This window comes from Streptomyces caeruleatus, assembly GCF_001514235.1.
GTDB lineage: Bacteria > Actinomycetota > Actinomycetes > Streptomycetales > Streptomycetaceae > Streptomyces > Streptomyces caeruleatus.
The window spans coordinates 37590-54208 of the sequence record NZ_KQ948939.1 but is presented as its reverse complement, the minus strand read 5'-3'; the positions used below and the strand labels follow the sequence as shown (position 1 = coordinate 54208).

The following is a 16619-nucleotide window of genomic DNA, read 5'->3' as shown; positions in this document are numbered from 1 at the left end:
CAGGCTAGCTTGCGCGGTCGCGAAGCCGCCTCGCGATTTCCAGTTGCTCCTCGTCCAGCGGGCGGCCGTCCTCGATGTCCCAGAGGCAGTTCTGGAGGAGTCGGCCGTAGGTCCAGGCGCGGGCGTGGGCTCGGTCCAGGGACAGTACGTCGGTCATGGCGTCGAAGCGCCAGAGGATGTCGGCGGGGTCGAAGCGGTTGGCGAGGGCGGGCCACAGTTCGAAGGCGGGGTCGCCGGTCAGGGGCTTGGGGTCGATGGCGAGCCAGGGGGCGCGTTCGGAGGCGAGGACGTTCTCGTCGTGGAGGTCCCAGTGCAGGAGGCGGTCGCCGGGGGTGTCGATGACCTCGCGGACCGCGGCGGCGCAGTCGGCGACGATACGGCGGGCCTCCGGGTCCGCGATGAGCTTCAGGGCGTCGGGGGTCTGCTCCAGCATCTCCCGCGCGATGTCGCCGAGGTGGCGCAGCCCGGCGGGGGCGGGGAAGGACGTGAGGTGGGCCAGCAGGTGGGCGATGACCAGGACGGACTCGTGGACGTCCGGGTGGTGGGCGAGCATGCGGGAGGAGTCGAGGCGTTCGAGGAGCATGGTGCCGGTGGCCTCGTCGTGGTCGAGGAGACGGACCGCCCCGTCGCCGTCCCAGGCGCGCAGGGCCACCGGCTCGCCCGCGGTCTCCTCGTCGAGGAGCTGCAGTTTCAGGACGGCGGGGGTGCCGTCGCGGCGGAGGACCGGGAGGACCAGGGCGCTGACCCCGTGCATCGGGCGGCCGTCGGCCTTCAGTTCCCAGCGGTCGAGGAAGGCGGCGGTCAGGGCGGGAAGTCCGGCGATGTACGCGCGGCCCGCTTCCCCGTTGTACTCCTGCTGTGATGCGGCGAGCTCCTGCGGAATGTCGATCACCTTTCGGACCCTACTGGGCTCCCGGAAACCGCTCATGCCAATTAACGTCCTCCCATGAGCAGCTCGGTCAGCGGTGCCGTGAACGGCGCCATCTCCTTCTGGTACGCGGACGACGGCCTCCCCGCGGTCCGCGAACCGCTCGCGGGGGACACCTCCGCGGACGTGGTGATCGTGGGCGGCGGTTACACGGGACTGTGGACCGCGTACTACCTGAAGAAGGCCGTCCCCTTCCTGCGGATCACCGTCCTGGAGCAGAAGTTCTGCGGCTACGGGGCCTCGGGACGCAACGGCGGCTGGCTGTACAACGGCATCGCGGGCCGCGGCCGGTACGCGAGACTGCACGGCCACGAGGCGGCCGTACGGCTCCAGCGGGCCATGAACGACACCGTCGACGAGGTCGTCCGGGTCGCCGGGGCGGAGGGCATCGACGCCGACGTCCACCAGGGCGGGGTGCTCGAAGTCGCCCGTACGCCCGCGCAGTTGGCGCGGCTCAAGGCCTTCCACGCGCACGAGCTGTCGTACGGCGAGAAGGACCGCGAGCTGTACGGGGCCCGGGAGACCGCCGAGCGGATCCGGGTGGCGGACGCGGTCGGCGCGAGCTGGACGCCGCACGGGGCGCGGCTGCACCCGGTGAAGCTGGTCAAGGGGCTCGCGGCGGCCGTCGAGGCGCTGGGCGTGACCATCCACGAGCTGACGCCGGTCACGGAGATCCGGCCCAAGCACGCGGTCACCCCGTACGGCACCGTCCGCGCGCCCTACGTCCTGCGCTGCACCGAGGGATTCACGGCGAGCCTCAAGGGACAGAAGCGGACCTGGCTGCCCATGAACTCCTCGATGATCGCCACCGAGCCGCTCACCGCGGAGCAGTGGGCGTCGGTCGGCTGGGACGGGCGCGAGACGCTGGGCGACATGGCGCACGCCTATATGTACGCGCAGCGCACGGCCGACGGGCGGATCGCGCTGGGCGGGCGCGGGGTGCCGTACCGGTTCGGGTCGAGGACGGACAACGACGGCCGGACCCAGCCGGCGACCGTCGAGGCGCTGCGGGAGATCCTCGTCGGGTTCTTCCCGGCGCTGGCCGGGGTGCGGGTCGAGCACGCCTGGTCGGGTGTGCTGGGCGTGCCGCGCGACTGGTGCGCGACCGTCACGCTGGACCGCTCGACGGGCCTCGGCTGGGCGGGCGGCTACGTCGGCTCGGGCGTGGCCACCGCCAACCTCGCCGCCCGTACGCTCCGGGACCTCGTCCAGCAGGACTCGGGACAGGGTGTGCGCACCGAACTCCTCGACCTGCCGTGGGTCGGGCACAAGGTGCGCAAGTGGGAGCCGGAGCCCTTGCGCTGGCTGGGCGTGCAGGGGCTGTACGCCACCTACCGGGCCGCCGACCGCAGGGAGCAGGGCAGCGGGGCGGCGCAGGCGTCGCGGCTGGCGCGGGTGGCGGACAAGGTGGCCGGGCGGGACTGAGCCGGCCGGCGCCCGGGATCTCGTGTGTGCGTTGTCGTACCCGTGTGCGACGATCCCCTCAACTACTCGTGATCCAGGGGGGATCCGTTGCCCGAGGACGCCTGTCCGTCCGCGAGACGGAGGCGGCCGGCGCTGCTGCCGACCGCCTTCGCCGCTGTTGTCTCACTCTTCGCCTCACTGGTGACCCTGACCGGGGCCGGCCCCGCCGCCGCCGTCGACCCGGAGTGCGCGCCGCTCACGCTCGCGTCCTTCGGCGACCCGGGGGACGCGGTCACCAAGGCCGCCGTCCCGGCCCAGAGCAGTGCCTGCTACACGCTGACGGCCGGGGCGGCCGGCCTGTATCTGGTGTCGCTGGACAACCTGTACACGCGGCTGACCGCCGAGGACGGCACCGAGGTCGACTGCTACGACGAGCAGATCTCCAAGGGCGGCCGCTGCCAGGTGCCCGCCGCCGGCACCTACAGGCTCGACGTCGTCAACGACGGCCTGGCGGCCGCCGAGGCCTCGTTCACCGTGGTCCCGCTCGGCGCCGACACCCCGGGCTGCTTCGAGTCCGTCGGCACCGGCTGGGACCTTCCGGCGGTGAGCCGGACCTCGGTGGGGAAGCTGGGGGTCGACTGCCAGGAGTTCGAGGGCACGGCCGGCGAACGCGTCCGGCTCACCTACGGCACGCGGTACTACGGCGAGAGCCTCGCCTGGATCACCGACTCGACCGGCGCCTGGATCTGCCCGCGCGTCACCGAGGACGACGAGGACACCCGCAGCTGCGTCCTGCCCGGTGACGGCCCCTACCGGGTGCTGTCCCAGGTGACGTACGCGGAGCGGGGATTCCCCGCCGAGTACGCGGTCAAGGTGCGGTCGCTGTCCGACCCGCGGGGCTGCCGTACCGCCTCGGTGCGCCCGTACGGGCCGCTGGAGGGGCTGGACTTCGCCGACAACCCCTGCTTCACCTTCACCGTCGACAAGGCGGGCCGGTACCTCGTGCACTCCGTGGACGACTACTCCGCGAGCGCGGTCCGGGTGTACGACACGGCCGGGAAGATCGCCTGCCGGGAGAGCGACCCGTGCCGGCTGCCGGCCGCGGGCACCTACACCGCGGTCCTCGACGGCGCGTACCCCTTCGCGTACGCGGAGTCCGACCCGGACGACCTGCTCCTGCTGGACCGGGCCTCCGACGCCGGGTGCGTGGCCACGAGCACCGGGGCGTACCAGGGCGAGCTGAGCACGGTCGGCCAGTACGACTGTCTGGCGCTGGACGTCCCGCAGGGCGCCCACCTCGCCGCGCTCACCCCGCTCGCCGCGTCCGGGGTGGACGCCGAGCTCGCGGTCTACGACCGGGACGGCGTCGCGCGGTGCGACGCGTGGCAGCTGGCCGACGCCGACTGCGAGCTGACCGGTGCGGCTCCCTACCGGGCGCTGGTGCACACCGACGGCGTCGGCGACGGCGCGACCGGTCCGTACGCCATCGCCTTCCACCGCACCGACGCCGCGAACGACTGCCCGGTCCTGCCTGCCGGCAGCTTCGCCGCCGACGGCGCGACGGCCACGCTCACCACCGGGGACGGCGTCTTCTCGCGGTGCCTGAGCATCCCGGCCGACGCGCACACGGACGCGGAGGTCCTCCAGCTGGTCAGCACCTCCGGGGGCGTACCGGCGAAGTTCGCCGTCGTGGACGCCGACGGCCGCAAGGTCTGCGAGCGCGCCGCCTCCCTCGACGGCTGGTCGGTGTGCGCGCTGACCCCGGGCAAGGCCCACACGGTGCTGGTCACCGGCCGGGACCTGCCCGCCACGTACACGCTGGCCCGGCGTGACATGACCGCGAGCGCCTCCTCGGCGGGCTGTGTGAAGTCCGCCGCGGTGCCGGTCGGCGGCCCGTCCGTGGCCGGCACCTACGGCGCCCCCGGCACCCTGAACTGCCACCAGCTCACCACCGACGCGGCCACCGACGTCCTGCACGTCGACGTACGGGACGCGCTCGGCACCGCCAACATCGCGGTGTTCGGCGGTGACGGCGGCGGCGAGTGCTCCTACCGCAACCGTTCCTGCGCGGTCACCGGGTCCACCACCCACCAGGTCCTGGTGCAGACCCCGGCCCAGCTCAAGGCCGCCCCCGAGTACCACCTGGACGCCCTGCGCGTCGCGACCGCCGACGGTCCGGCGCCGGAGTGCACCAGGGTGCCGTCGGTGTCGTACGGCTACGGGCCGGTCACCGGCACGCTCGACGAGCAGCACAGCGCGGTGTGCGCGGTGCTGCCGACGGCCGGGTACGACCGGTTCGGCGTCGAGATCACGGACACGGGCGGCGCGACCGCCACGGCGGTGCCCGCGCTGTACAACAAGGCCTGGAACAACGGCTGTACGGCGTCGACCTCCGGTTTCTCGTGCTCGGCGGGCGGTGCGACCACGGCGGCCGCGCCGAGCCTCTTCCTGCTCGGGCTGCCGGAGAAGGCGGCCGGCACCGCCTACCGGGCCACGCTGACCTGTGCGTCGGGGCTGTGCGGCACGGACAAGGTGAGCGTCACCTCGGTCAGCCCCGACACCGGGGTCGCCGGCGGCAAGGTCACGCTCACGGTGACCGGCACCGCGCTGCCCGCGAACGCGACGGTACGGCTGTCCCAGAGCGGCAGGACCCTGACCGCGACGACCCAGTCGGTCTCCGCGGACAACAGGACGCTGACGGCCACCCTCGACCTGACCGGCGTGGCCGCGGGCACCTGGAACGTCAGCGTGCTCACCAACTGCTGCGAGTACCCGCGCGGCAGCTTCACCGTCACCCAGCCCCAGCTGAGGAACACGGCCGTACCCAAGGTGACGGGCACGGCCAAGACGGGCGCCAAGGTGACGGTGGCGCCGGGGAGCTGGTCGGGGGCGCCGACCTCGTACACGTACCAGTGGAAGGCCGACGGCAAGGTGATCGCCGGGGCGACCTCGGCCTCGTACACCGTCGCCGCCTCGGTCGTCGGGAAGAAGCTCACCGCGACCGTCACGGCCGTCAGGTCGGGCTGGGTCAGCGGGTCGGCGACCTCGGCGGCGCTGGTCGTGGCCAAGGGGGACGCGCCGAAGGCGACCAGGCTGCCGGTGATCAGCGGGACGGTGAAGGTCGGCAGGACGCTGAAGACGTCGACGGGGACATGGAGTCCGGCGGCGACGTCGTACGCGTACCAGTGGTACGCGGGCGGCAAGGCGATCAGCGGGGCGACCAAGTCGTCGCTGGTGCTGAAGGCGGCGCAGAAGGGCAAGAAGATCACCGTGAAGGTGACCGCGCGCCGGACCGGGCACAAGGACGGGTCGGCGCTGAGCAAGGCGACGAAGGCGGTCGCCGGCTGAGCGCGTTGTTGTGAAGGGGTGGGGGAGGGGCTCCGCGGTCCGGTGGGGTCCCTCCCCCCGTCTGTGGGGCCCCTCTCAGGCCACCGACTCCGGGACCCGCGTGTCCTGCGGGGCGCCGTGTTCCGGGGGCCTCGCCGTGACCATCAGGGCGGCGACCAGGCCGGCCAGGAGCATGATGGCGGCGGCCCACCAGATGGCGACCGTGTAGCCGTGGACGACGCCCTCCTTGGTGACCAGGGCCCGCTGGGCCGGGTCGGTGAGATGGGCGGTGATGTAGGCGGCGCTGCTGGTGGTGGCGACGGTGTTCAGCAGGGCCGTACCGATCGAACCGCCCACCTGCTGCGAGGTGTTGATGGTCGCGGAGGTCACCCCGGAGTCCTGCGGGGCCACGCCCGCCGTCGCCGTGGCGAACACCGGCATGAAGATCAGGCCCATGCCGAGGCCCATGAGGATCAGGGCGGGCAGGATGTCGCTCGCGTAGGACGAGTGCACGGTCAGCCGGGTCAGGAGCACCATGCCGACCGTCGCCAGCAGGGCGCCCGGGGCCATGAGCAGGCGGGGCGCCACATGGTCCAGCAGCCGGGCGGCGATCTGGGTGGAGCCGATGATGATCGCGGCCGTCAGGGGCAGGAAGGCGAGGCCGGTCATCACCGGCGAGTAGTCGAGGATGACCTGGAGGTAGTAGGTCATGAACAGGAACAGCCCGAACATGCCGATCACGGCCAGCGCCATGGTCAGGAAGCAGCCGGCGCGGCTGCGGTCCTTGATGATGTGCAGCGGCAGCAGGGGCACGGGGGCCCGGGTCTGCCACCAGACGAAGGCCGCGAGGAGTACGACGCCGGCCGCGAAGAGGGTCAGGACCAGCGGGTCGGTCCAGCCGCGCGGCTGGGCCTCGGCGAACCCGTAGACGATCGCGACCAGGCCGCCGCAGCCGAGCAGGACGCCGGGGACGTCGAGGCGGGCGCCCGCGTGGCCGGGGCTGTCGTGGAGCAGGGTCAGGGCGCCGATCACCGCGACGACGGCTATGGGCACGTTGACGTACAGACACCAGCGCCAGTCCAGGTACTCGGTGAGCAGCCCGCCGACGATGAACCCGATCGCGCTGCCGCTGCCGGCCAGGGCGCCGTAGATGCCGAAGGCCTTGCCGCGCTCCTTGGGGTCGGTGAAGGTCGTCGTCAGCAAGGACAGGGCCGACGGGGCCAGTACGGCGGCGAAGACGCCCTGGAGGGCGCGGGCGCCGAAGAGCATGCCGGACGAGGTGGCCGCGCCGCCCAGCGCGGAGGCGGCGGCGAAGCCGACCAGGCCGATGACGAAGGTGCGTTTGCGGCCCACCAGGTCGGCTATGCGGCCGCCGAGCAGCAGCAGTCCGCCGAAGGCCAGCGTGTACGCGGTGATCACCCATTGCCGGTTGCCGTCGGTCATGCCCAGGTCTTCCTGGGCGGACGGGAGGGCGATGTTCACGATGGTCGCGTCGAGGACGACCATGAGCTGCGCGAGCGCGATGATCACCAGGCCCCACCAGCGGCGGGGGTCGGGGTCGGCGACTCGGGCGGGTTCACCCGTTCGGGTGACGCTCACCTGGTCAGAAGACCATGATTCGGGGCGTATCGCATCTGGGGAGGAGTGCTTGGAGTGCGCTCCCCCGTCGCGGGACTGCGGCGGTACGCGGTCCCGCGCGGGCTTGCGGTCGGTCATGGTTCCAATACCACCTTTCCGGTGGTTCCGCGCGTTTCGAGGGCGCGATGGGCGGCCGCCGCCTCGGCCAGCGGGAAGCGTTGCACGGCCGGGGTGAGGCGGCCCTCGGCGGCCTCGGCGAGAGCGCGCAGTTCGAGGGTCTGTACGGGGTTGGGGCCGCCGGCCCGCTGCATCATGGGCGGGCCGAGGACCTGCTGGGAGACGCCCTCGACGAAGTAGGGCGTCCCGTCGTGCAGGCCCGCGCCGGACCAGCCGAAGACCAGGTGTCGGCCGCCGGGGCCGAGCAGGGCGACCGCGTCGCGGGCCACGTCCCCGCCGACGCCGTCGAAGACGACGGTCGCGGGCCGCCCGCCGAGGAACGCGCGGACCTTCTCCGGCCACACGGGGTCCGTGTAGTCGACGGCCAGGTCGGCGCCGTTCTCCTGTACGCGCGCGACCTTCTGCGGGCCGCCCGCGAGGCCGATGACTACGGCGCCGGCGTTCTTGGCGTACTGCACGAGCAGCGTGCCGATGCCGCCCGCGGCCGCCGGGATCACGGCCACAGCGTCCGGGCCGAGCTCGGCGAACTGGAGGATCCCCATCGTCGTACGGCCCGTGCCGATCATGGCGACGGCCTCGGCCGGGTCGAGGTTGGCCGGGATCTCGTGGACGCGGTCGACATCGGCGACGGCGAGTTCGGCGTAGCCGCCCGGGGCGAACCCGAGGTGGGCGACGACGCGCTTGCCGAGCCAGAGCTCCGCGACGCCCTCGCCGAGGGACTCGACGACGCCGGCGACCTCGCGGCCGGGGATCGTGGGCAGGGTCGGCGGCTGCGGCGCCGGGCCCTGGACGCCCTCGCGCAGGGCCGTGTCGAGAAGGTGCACCCCGGCGGCCGCCACGGCGATACGGACCTGGCCGGGGCCGGGCGTGGGGTCGTCGGTCTCCTCGTAGGTGAGGTTCTCTGCCGGGCCGAAGGCGTGCAGGCGGATGGCGTGCATCGGGGTCCCCCATCGTCGTGAACTCGGTGTGTCAGGGCGCCCGCCCCGTCACGGGGCCGACTGATCGATGCTGCAACCTCAAGCTCCCTTGAGGTCAAGGGCGTGCCGCCCCAGAGCGAGGGACACGGCCGTGAGGGCGCTGTTGAAGGAGACCTCGGACAGGACGCCGGGGGCGGCGACCTGGTCGCCCGCCAGATAGACCCCGGCGCCGCGGTCGACGGCCGGGCGGTCCCGCCAGCTGGTGCCGGGCAGGTCGACGGCGCCGGTGCGGCCGTTCGCGGTGGACTCGCGCCGCCAGGTGACACGTTCGCGCCAGCCGGGGAAGCCGAGGTCGAGGAGCTGTTCGGCACGGGCGATGCCGTCGGCCCTGGTCTCGTGCGGGGCGATCGGGAGCTGGCCCTGGATCAGCTGTTCACCGGCCGGCGCGAGGGACCGGTCCTGTGCGGTGAACCGCTCCAGCCAGCCGGTCGCGTCGAGGTCGGAGACGACGAAGGCGTCCCCGTGCCGGGTCCGCACCGCGAGGTCGAGGAGTGCCGTACGGCCGCTCGTCCAGGTCAGCGAGTCGTCCCCCAGGAGACGGCGGGCCGCGTCGAGGGAGGTGGCGACGACGACGGGCCCGTCGGCCGCCCGGCGGTCGAGGTCGTCGAGGCTGTCGACGCGGGAGAGGGTCTCCATCCGGACCCCCAGGTTCCAGGCCCGCGCGGCCATCCGGTCGATCATGCTCGCCCAGCCGCCCCGCGGGTAGTGCGCCTCCGGCGGCAGCTTGGTCGCCCGGCGCAGCCGCTCCTGGACGAACGCGGCGGACAGGGCGCCGGGGTCGTGGTGGAACAGGGCGACGGCCGAGTAGTGCGCGGCGGCGCGGGCGCCCTCCTCGCCCGCGATGCCGGTGGCCCAGGTCAGGAAGTCGACGTCGACGGGCGCCTGCGGCAGGCCCCGCCGCAGCAGCTTGAGCAGGGCGAACGGCGGGGTGCGGCGCAGGACGCCCCGGTACCGCAGCCGCAGCCGGGCGGCCTCCAGGGGCGGGATCGGCGCGAGCGGCCCGATGAGGTCGCGCTGCCTGAGCCAGGCCCAGTGCGGGCCGCCGCTGTACAGGGCGTGCGGTCCGTCGTTCGTCCGGTACGGCCCCTCGGCGGTCCGCGCCCGCCCGCCGAGCGTGTGGTGAGCCTCGTACACGGTGACCTTGGCGCCCGCCTCGGCGGCGGTGATCGCGGCGGTGAGTCCGGCGAAGCCGCCGCCGATGACGGTGATGCGGTGCATGGCTGGGGGTCTCCCTCGTGCTCGGGGTCGCCTTGCTGGCCTTCTCTGTGACTACGACGGTGCGGGGCACCCGGAATGTGACATCGGGGCGGCGGCCGGGCGGGCGACCGGGGCGGGCCCTGGTGTCTCAGTGCCTGTCGGGGCCGTGTCGTCGCAGGTCAGGGGAATTGTCAGTGGCGGGGTGCAGCATGGGGGCATGGCGAGGAGAGCGACGGGTGCGGGCGGTCCGGGCAGGGGCGGCGTGAAGGGGGCGCGGCGGCCCGAGGTGCGGTTGCCGCCGTTGGAGCCGTTCCGGGACGGGGAGTTGGAGCCGGACGGGGACTACGACGGGCTGGAGTTCCGGGAGGAGGACCTCACCGGACAGGACGGGGCGGGCGCCCGCTTCATGGACTGCGCGCTGACGGGCTGCGCGCTGGACGAGACGAGACTTCACCACGCCCGGATCCTCGACTCGGTCCTCATGGGGCTACGGGGTGTCGGCACCGACCTCGCGGAGTCGACCCTGCGGGACGTGGAGGTGGTCGAGGCCCGGCTGGGCGGGGTGCAGCTGCACGGGGCCGTGCTGGAGCGGGTCGTGATCCGGGGCGGCAAGATCGACTACCTGAACCTGCGCAAGGCCAGGCTCAAGGACGTCGTCTTCGAGGGCTGCGTCCTGGTCGAGCCGGACTTCGGAGGCGCCCGGCTGGAGCGGGTGGAGTTCGTGGACTGCGCGCTGAAGGGGGTCGACCTCACCGGGGTGACGCTGGCCGAGGTGGACCTGCGCCAGGCGGCCGAGCTGGACATCGCGCGCGGGGTGGACCGGCTGTCGGGCGCGGTGATCAGCTCGGGCCAACTGCTGGATCTGGCGCCGGTGTTGGCGGCGCAGCTGGGGATCAGGGTGGAGGCCGGGGGCTAGGGCGTGTCGCGCGGATCACGTCGGCGTCGCGGGGGGGGCGAGGGAGGCGGTCCGGGGTGTGCGGGCACTGGCGTGGATCCGGTATGATTGATCTTGAGCTGCTCGCCGGAACTCCCGGTGATCGGTGCTGCGTTGGTGGTCCAAGGAAAGACGCCCCGCTTCCTGCGGGGAAATGCAGGTGCAAGGCCTGCCCGGCGCTCGGATCAGGAGCCCTGTCCCGCGGTTCGCGGGACAGGGCTCCTTCGCTTGCCGCCCCTGCCCACGACGTCCTACGACACCCGGGGGAAGCGGGCCTGGAGCGTCCAGATCGCCGGGTTCTCGCCCAGGTCCTCGTGCAGGTCGACCAGGTCGGCGAGCAGGTCGTGCAGGAAGTCGCGGGCCTCGCGGCGCAGTTCTCTGTGCGAGAAGGTCAGCGGGGCCTCCTCCGCCGACATCCAGTCCGCCTCGATGTCCACCCAGCCGAAACGGCGCTCGAAGAGCATGCGGTCCGTGGACTCGGTGAAGTCCAGCTCCGCGTGCTGGGGGCGGGAGGCGCGGGAGCCGGCCGGGTCCCGGTCGAGCCGCTCGGCGATGTCGCACAGGGCCCAGGCGAAGTCGAGCACCGGCACCCATCCCCAGGCTGTGGACAACTCCCGGTCCGCCTTGGTGTCGGCGAGGTAGACGTCGCCGCAGAACAGGTCGTGCCGCAGAGCGCGGACGTCCGCGCGGCGGTAGTCCGTCTGCGGGGGGTCCGGGAAGCGGTTGGAGAGGGCGTAGCCGATGTCGAGCACGGAGGTGATGGTGTCACGCCCGACCTCATAGGATCACTGGCGTGTCCCGTTTCGCGCCCGTTGCCCTGACTGTCACCTCCGCCCTCCTCGTCCTCACCGCGTGCGAAGGCGGCGTCCAGGGCACCCCCGGTGGTTCCGGCGTACGCGACCCGTACTTCCCCAAGGCCGGCAACGGCGGCTACGACGTGACCCACTACGCCCTCGACCTCGCCTACGACCCCGACGACCGCCGGCTCAGCGGCACCGCCGAGATCACCGCACGCGCCGACAAGGACCTCTCCGCCTTCGACCTCGATCTCAAGGGCATGGACGTCGAGCGGGTCACCGTCGAGGGCGAGCGGGCCCGTTGGAGCCGCAACGGCCAGGAACTCGTCGTCCGCCCGCACGACGACCTCGACCGGGGCGAGACCTTCCGCCTCACCGTCCGCTACTCCGGCACCCCGCAGACCGTCACCGACCCCGACGGCTCCGAGGAGGGCTGGCTGCCCACCGCCGACGGCGCGCTCGCCCTCGGGGAGCCGACCGGTTCCATGGCGTGGTTCCCCGGCAACCACCACCCGTCCGACAAGGCGTCGTACGACATCTCGGTCACCGTCCCGGACGGCCTCCAGGTCGTCTCCAACGGCGAGCTGGCCGACCGGACCGGCGACGGGGACCGTACGACGTTCCACTGGCGCACCGCCGAACCCATGGCGAGTCATGTCGCCGCCCTCGCCATCGGCGACTACGACATCCGCCGCTCCACCGTCACCGCCACCGGCGGCAACGCGCTGCCCGTCTACACCGCGGTGACCCCCGCGCAGGACGAGTCGAGCCGTGCCGTCCTCGGCCGCCTGCCCGAGGTCATCGAGTGGGCCGAGACCAACTTCGGCCCCTACCCCTTCGCCTCCACCGGCGCGATCGTCGCCGACGAGGGCGACGCCGATTACGCCCTGGAGACCCAGAACAGGCCCGTCTTCCCCGGCGCCCCCGGAACCGAACTGCTCGTCCACGAGCTCGCCCACCAGTGGTTCGGCAACTCGGTCACGCCGAAGAGCTGGCGGGACATGTGGCTGAACGAGGGCTTCGCGACGTACGCGGAGTGGCTGTGGGAGGAGGACGACGGCGGCGACAGCGCGCAGGAGACCTTCGACGCGCTGTACGACCACGGCGAGGACGAGTACGAGAACCTCTGGGCCTTCCCGCCCGCCAAGCCCACGAGCGCCGCGCACATCTCCGACGACCCCGTGTACCAGCGCGGCGCGATGGTCATCCACAAGATCCGCCAGACCGTCGGCGACGACACCTTCTACGACATCGTCCAGGGCTGGACGGCCGACCACCGGCACGGCAACGCGGACACCGACGACTTCACCGCGTACGTGGAGGAGAAGGCCCCGGACGAGGACTTCAGCTCCGTCTGGGAGGACTGGCTGTACGGGGACGGCAGACCCGAGCACCCGTGAGGGCGGGGCGGTTCGTCGTTCAGGCCGACCGGTCGAGATCCCGTCGCATCGCCGCGCGCGCGGCCCATATCGCCTCCGCGTGCTTGAGCCGCCTCTCCTGCAACTCGGGTGAGTCCAGCGGGGGATCACCGGCGGCGAACACCTCCTGGAGGTCGCGCAGCGTGGCGTAGACATCCTCCAGCAGGTCGGACATCTCCTGCGGGGCGCAGATCAGCGCGGTCTCCCGCGCCTCGTCACAGCCCGACGCCCGGAACGCCTCCCGCACGGCCGCATCCCGCACCCCGTCGGGCTGGTCGCGGCCGGTGACGGCGGCCGCGTGCATGGCCTCGTAGGCCAGCCGGTACTTCGTCACGACCGTCACATAGATGTCCCGGCGCTCCTGCCGGGTCCGGTCGGCCAGGTCGCGGCGCCAGCGGGCCCGGTCGGCGAGCAGGGTCGAGCCGACACCGACGAGCGCGCCGAGGGCGGTGCCGGCCAGGGGCGTCCAGTCCATGCCGGTTCAGGCCCGGCCGGCGTCGGGGGCGGGGGTGAGCTCTTTGCGCAGGAGCGTGCAGGGGCGGTCGAGTTGGCGGTCGCGTCCGTAGGCGATGGTCTCGTAGCCGAGCACCGTCCAGAAGGCGAGGGCCGCGGGGTTGTTGTCGAGGACGGCCAGGCGGACGGCCGTGCGGTCGGCGGTGCGGAAGCGGTCCTCGACGAGGGCGACCAACCGGCGTCCGTGTCCCTGGCGTTGCGCGTCCGCGTCCACCATCAGCAGGCCGATCCAGGGGTCCGGGTCGGACGGGTCCGGGTGCCGGGTCAGCGTGATCACGACCCCGACCAGCCGTCCGGCGCTGCGCGCGAGCAGCACCTCCGCCCCGGGCACCCGCAACTCCTCGGCCAGCGCGGCCGCCACCTGCTCCGGCCGGATGTCGGCCGGGTCCGGGAAGTCGCCGCTGAGCGCGTGGAACTCGCGGTTGGAGGCGTAGAGGGCGGTGAGTTCGGTCAGGAGAGGGGCCGGGATGTCGTGGTCGGGGGTGCGGGGCAGGGGGTCGAGGATCATGTGGGGCAACCTAATCGAAGCCCTTGGGCGATGGCTCGGGGGCCCCGGAACGCCGGGAGCCCCCGCCACGGCGTACCGCGGCTGGGGGCTCCGGCTCAGGTCGGCGTCCGTCAGACGTTCACGCCGAAGTCCTGCGCGATGCCCACGAGGCCCGAGGCGTAGCCCTGGCCGACGGCGCGGAACTTCCACTCGGCGCCGTTGCGGTAGAGCTCGCCGAAGACCATGGCGGTCTCGGTGGCCGCGTCCTCGGAGAGGTCGTAGCGGGCGATCTCGGCGCCGCCGGCCTGGTTGATGATGCGGATGTAGGCGTTGCGCACCTGGCCGAAGTTCTGCGAGCGGTTCTCCGCGTCGTAGATCGAGACCGGGAAGACGATCTTGTCGACGTCGGCCGGGAGGCCGGCCAGGTTGACGTTGATCGCCTCGTCGTCGCCGGCGCCCTCGCCGGTGCGGTTGTCACCGGTGTGGACGATGGTGCTGTCCGGGGTCTGCTTGTTGTTGAAGAAGACGAAGTGACCGTCCGAGTAGACCTTGCCCGTGGGGTTGACCGCGATCGCCGAGGCGTCGAGGTCGAAGTCCGTGCCGGTGGTGGTGCGGACGTCCCAGCCGAGGCCCACGGTGACGGCGGTCAGGCCCGGAGCCTCCTTGGTGAGCGAGACGTTGCCACCCTTGGACAGGCTTACAGCCATTGTTGGGAGTCCCTTCCCTCGTTGCGGTACGGCTAGAAGCTACAGCTACCCCTATGAACGCGGAGAGGGGTACCCCGAGTTCCATGTGTCTTTACTTTCTTTGCCAAAGAGCACTCTCAGGGGGCTCCGGGGGGATATTCGCGTGACGTGGACCGGACAGAAGGGGGAACATGTACGGCATGTCTGGTCCCTACGTCATCCGCGGCTCCGTCTCCCTCCCGGAGGCCGAGCTCATGTGGCGTTTCTCGCGGTCGAGCGGCCCGGGCGGCCAGCACGTCAACACCAGTGACTCCCAGGTCGAGCTGCGTTTCGACCTCGCGGGCACGGAGGCCCTGCCCGAGGTGTGGAAGCAGCGGGCGCTCCAGCGGCTGGCGTCCCGCCTGGTCGACGGCGTCGTCTCCGTCCGCGCCTCCGAGCACCGCTCCCAGTGGCGCAACCGCGAGACCGCCGCCGTGCGCCTCGCGGCGCTCCTCGCCGAGGCGACGGCCCCGCCGCCGAAGCCGCGCAAGCCGACCCGTATCCCCCGTGGGATCAACGAGCGCCGCCTGAGGGAGAAGAAGCAGCGCTCGGACACCAAGCGGGGGCGCTCCGGCCAGGGCTGGACGTAGGCCGCCGCTGTCCGCGTCCTGCTGTCACATCTTCGTCGGCTCATCCGTCAAGCCACTGACGACGGATCGCGGAGCGCGACGAGAGGGTGGGACAGATGACTGCCGACGACAGTGGCTTCAGGGACGCGGAGGCGGATTTCCTCGCCCAGCGGTTCGAGGAGCACCGGGCTCGTCTGCGTGCCGTGGCCCATCGCATGCTCGGGTCGGGCGGTGAGGCGGAGGACGCGGTGCAGGAGGCCTGGTTCCGGGTGAGCCGGGCCGACACCACCCGGGTCGACAATCTCGGCGGCTGGCTGACGACCGTGGTGGGGCGGGTCTGCCTGGACATGCTCCGCTCGCGCAAGTCCCGCGCGGAGCACCCCCTGGACACCACAGCCACAGCCACAGCCACAACCAGAGCCACGGCCATCGCCGCCACCACTCTCACCCACGCCCCCGCGAACTCCGCCCCCTCCGACCCCGAGCAGGACGCCCTCCTCGCCGACTCCGTGGGCATCGCCCTGCTCGTCGTACTGGACACCCTGACCCCCGCCGAGCGGCTGGCCTTCGTGCTGCACGATCTGTTCGGGGTGCCGTACGAGGAGGTCGGCGCCGTCGTGGACCGCACCCCGGCCGCCGCACGGCAGCTCGCCAGCCGTGCCCGGCGCCGCGTGCGGGGCGCCGACGCGCCGGAGAGCGGCCCGGCGAGGCAGCGCAGGCAGCGGCTGGTCGTCGACGCGTTCCTCGCCGCCGCCCGGGACGGCGACTTCGACGGGCTCCTCGACGTCCTGGACCCGGACGTCATCGCCCGCAGCGAGGCCGGGGTGGCCACGGGCGCGGCGGCGGTGGCCCGGGGCGCGGCGTCCTTCGGACCGCTCGCCGGAGTCGCCCGCCCCGCACTCGTCGACGGGGCCACGGGGGTCCTGGTGCTGGTCGACGGACGGCCGGAACGGGCCCTGAAGTTTGCGTTCGTACGGGATCGGATCACCGTGATCGACATCGTCACGGACCCCGTACGACTGTCCCGGCTCGACGTCAGGCCGGTGTAGGACCGGCCAGTTCCAGCACCCCCACCGTCTCGCCCTCGCTCGTCTCCCCGTCGGGGCGGAAGCCGAGACGGTGGTAGAAGGCCTCGGGGCCGTTCGGGCCGGGGTGCCAGGTGACGTGGAGTTCGTGGCCGCCGCGGCGGCGGATCTCTGTGGCCACGGACTCGACCGCGAAACGGCCGTAGCCACGGCCCTGTTCCCCGGCGGCGATGTTCAGTCGCCACAGCCCCGAGCGGAACAGGGTGCCGTCGCCGTGCCAGTCGATGTCGAAGAAGGCCATCAGGAACCCGACCGGGCGGTCGCCGTCGACGATCAGACGGGGCCAGGCGACGCCGTCGGGATGGACGTATGCCTCGGCGAGGGACTGCATCACGGGGGAGACCGCGAATTCCTGCTCGGGGTGGACGCGTATGCCGGTTGCCGCTTCGAAGTTTCCAGGTGTGATCTTTTCGAGGCGCGGACCGGGAGGCGTGTGAGGCGTCGGATTGGATGTCATCCGGGGAACCTATGACGGGTGATCATCGGCGGCCACGGATTTTCGT

15 protein-coding genes are annotated in these 16619 nt (G+C 72.5%); 6 read left to right on the top strand and 9 right to left on the bottom strand.

Annotated elements, in window-relative coordinates:
* Positions 1-4: 4 nt before the first annotated feature.
* Positions 5-928, bottom strand: coding sequence for an aminoglycoside phosphotransferase family protein (locus tag AQJ67_RS36295; protein ID WP_063807403.1), 924 nt, complete (start codon positions 926-928; stop codon positions 5-7).
* Positions 929-946: 18 nt separating this feature from the next.
* On the opposite strand from AQJ67_RS36295, the gene AQJ67_RS36290 reads away from it, so the two are divergent.
* Positions 947-2353, top strand: coding sequence for an NAD(P)/FAD-dependent oxidoreductase (locus AQJ67_RS36290; protein ID WP_208615102.1), 1407 nt, complete (start codon positions 947-949; stop codon positions 2351-2353).
* 180 nt (positions 2354-2533) lie between these two features.
* Positions 2534-5680 carry a Tat pathway signal protein gene (locus tag AQJ67_RS36285; protein ID WP_244190706.1) on the top strand — a complete coding sequence of 1049 codons (3147 nt, stop codon included), beginning with the start codon at positions 2534-2536 and terminating at the stop codon, positions 5678-5680.
* A 75-nt stretch (positions 5681-5755) separates the two neighbouring features.
* Here the strand turns inward: AQJ67_RS36285 and AQJ67_RS36280 are convergent, their stop codons facing one another.
* The 3 genes from AQJ67_RS36280 to AQJ67_RS36270 all read right to left on the bottom strand — a co-directional run bounded on the left by AQJ67_RS36280 (position 5756) and on the right by AQJ67_RS36270 (position 9609).
* A complete protein-coding gene (locus AQJ67_RS36280; RefSeq protein ID WP_062723745.1) occupies positions 5756-7258 on the bottom strand; it encodes an MFS transporter in 1503 nt (500 codons plus the stop codon).
* Between the two features lie 113 nt (positions 7259-7371).
* The gene (locus tag AQJ67_RS36275) at positions 7372-8352 is read right to left on the bottom strand and encodes a zinc-binding dehydrogenase (protein ID WP_062723744.1); all 981 of its coding nucleotides are present in this window, start codon (positions 8350-8352) and stop codon (positions 7372-7374) included.
* A 78-nt stretch (positions 8353-8430) separates the two neighbouring features.
* Positions 8431-9609, bottom strand: a complete 1179-nt coding sequence (locus tag AQJ67_RS36270; protein ID WP_062723743.1) for an FAD-dependent oxidoreductase — start codon at positions 9607-9609, stop codon at positions 8431-8433.
* Positions 9610-9805: 196 nt separating this feature from the next.
* On the opposite strand from AQJ67_RS36270, the gene AQJ67_RS36265 reads away from it, so the two are divergent.
* Positions 9806-10504, top strand: coding sequence for a pentapeptide repeat-containing protein (locus AQJ67_RS36265; RefSeq protein ID WP_107123077.1), 699 nt, complete (start codon positions 9806-9808; stop codon positions 10502-10504).
* 269 nt (positions 10505-10773) lie between these two features.
* Here AQJ67_RS36265 and AQJ67_RS36260 read toward each other — a convergent pair whose 3' ends face one another.
* A complete protein-coding gene (locus tag AQJ67_RS36260; protein ID WP_062723741.1) occupies positions 10774-11274 on the bottom strand; it encodes a hypothetical protein in 501 nt (166 codons plus the stop codon).
* Between the two features lie 41 nt (positions 11275-11315).
* Here AQJ67_RS36260 and AQJ67_RS36255 point away from each other — a divergent pair, with 41 nt between their 5' ends.
* Positions 11316-12719: a M1 family metallopeptidase gene (locus AQJ67_RS36255; protein ID WP_062723740.1), complete on the top strand. Its 1404-nt coding sequence runs from the start codon at positions 11316-11318 to the stop codon at positions 12717-12719.
* 19 nt (positions 12720-12738) lie between these two features.
* On the opposite strand, the gene AQJ67_RS36250 is transcribed toward AQJ67_RS36255, so the two are convergent.
* The 3 genes from AQJ67_RS36250 to AQJ67_RS36240 all read right to left on the bottom strand — a co-directional run bounded on the left by AQJ67_RS36250 (position 12739) and on the right by AQJ67_RS36240 (position 14444).
* Positions 12739-13212 carry a hypothetical protein gene (locus AQJ67_RS36250; protein WP_062723739.1) on the bottom strand — a complete coding sequence of 158 codons (474 nt, stop codon included), beginning with the start codon at positions 13210-13212 and terminating at the stop codon, positions 12739-12741.
* 6 nt (positions 13213-13218) lie between these two features.
* A complete protein-coding gene (locus AQJ67_RS36245; protein WP_062723738.1) occupies positions 13219-13758 on the bottom strand; it encodes a GNAT family N-acetyltransferase in 540 nt (179 codons plus the stop codon).
* A gap of 110 nt (positions 13759-13868) precedes the next feature.
* Positions 13869-14444: a TerD family protein gene (locus tag AQJ67_RS36240; protein WP_062723737.1), complete on the bottom strand. Its 576-nt coding sequence runs from the start codon at positions 14442-14444 to the stop codon at positions 13869-13871.
* Positions 14445-14614: 170 nt separating this feature from the next.
* On the opposite strand from AQJ67_RS36240, the gene arfB reads away from it, so the two are divergent.
* A complete protein-coding gene (gene arfB / locus AQJ67_RS36235) occupies positions 14615-15052 on the top strand; it encodes an alternative ribosome rescue aminoacyl-tRNA hydrolase ArfB (RefSeq protein WP_062723736.1) in 438 nt (145 codons plus the stop codon).
* 95 nt (positions 15053-15147) lie between these two features.
* Positions 15148-16080: a sigma-70 family RNA polymerase sigma factor gene (locus tag AQJ67_RS36230; RefSeq protein WP_062723735.1), complete on the top strand. Its 933-nt coding sequence runs from the start codon at positions 15148-15150 to the stop codon at positions 16078-16080.
* Here AQJ67_RS36230 and AQJ67_RS36225 read toward each other — a convergent pair.
* Positions 16067-16573, bottom strand: coding sequence for a GNAT family N-acetyltransferase (locus AQJ67_RS36225; protein ID WP_062723734.1), 507 nt, complete (start codon positions 16571-16573; stop codon positions 16067-16069). The two genes, AQJ67_RS36230 and AQJ67_RS36225, sit on opposite strands and share 14 nt — an antisense overlap.
* Positions 16574-16619: the final 46 nt, after the last annotated feature.

What these genes read in the sequence shown, in the direction of transcription:
- AQJ67_RS36295 (WP_063807403.1), bottom strand. Translation starts at nt 928, where the DNA reads ATGAGCGGTTTCCGGGAGCCCAGTAGGGTCCGAAAGGTGATCGACATT.
- AQJ67_RS36290 (WP_208615102.1), top strand. Translation starts at nt 947, where the DNA reads ATGAGCAGCTCGGTCAGCGGTGCCGTGAACGGCGCCATCTCCTTCTGG.
- AQJ67_RS36275 (WP_062723744.1), bottom strand. Translation starts at nt 8,352, where the DNA reads ATGCACGCCATCCGCCTGCACGCCTTCGGCCCGGCAGAGAACCTCACC.
- AQJ67_RS36270 (WP_062723743.1), bottom strand. Translation starts at nt 9,609, where the DNA reads ATGCACCGCATCACCGTCATCGGCGGCGGCTTCGCCGGACTCACCGCC.
- AQJ67_RS36265 (WP_107123077.1), top strand. Translation starts at nt 9,806, where the DNA reads ATGGCGAGGAGAGCGACGGGTGCGGGCGGTCCGGGCAGGGGCGGCGTG.
- AQJ67_RS36250 (WP_062723739.1), bottom strand. Translation starts at nt 13,212, where the DNA reads ATGGACTGGACGCCCCTGGCCGGCACCGCCCTCGGCGCGCTCGTCGGT.
- AQJ67_RS36245 (WP_062723738.1), bottom strand. Translation starts at nt 13,758, where the DNA reads ATGATCCTCGACCCCCTGCCCCGCACCCCCGACCACGACATCCCGGCC.
- AQJ67_RS36240 (WP_062723737.1), bottom strand. Translation starts at nt 14,444, where the DNA reads ATGGCTGTAAGCCTGTCCAAGGGTGGCAACGTCTCGCTCACCAAGGAG.
- arfB (WP_062723736.1), top strand. Translation starts at nt 14,615, where the DNA reads ATGTACGGCATGTCTGGTCCCTACGTCATCCGCGGCTCCGTCTCCCTC.
- AQJ67_RS36230 (WP_062723735.1), top strand. Translation starts at nt 15,148, where the DNA reads ATGACTGCCGACGACAGTGGCTTCAGGGACGCGGAGGCGGATTTCCTC.
- AQJ67_RS36225 (WP_062723734.1), bottom strand. Translation starts at nt 16,573, where the DNA reads ATGACATCCAATCCGACGCCTCACACGCCTCCCGGTCCGCGCCTCGAA.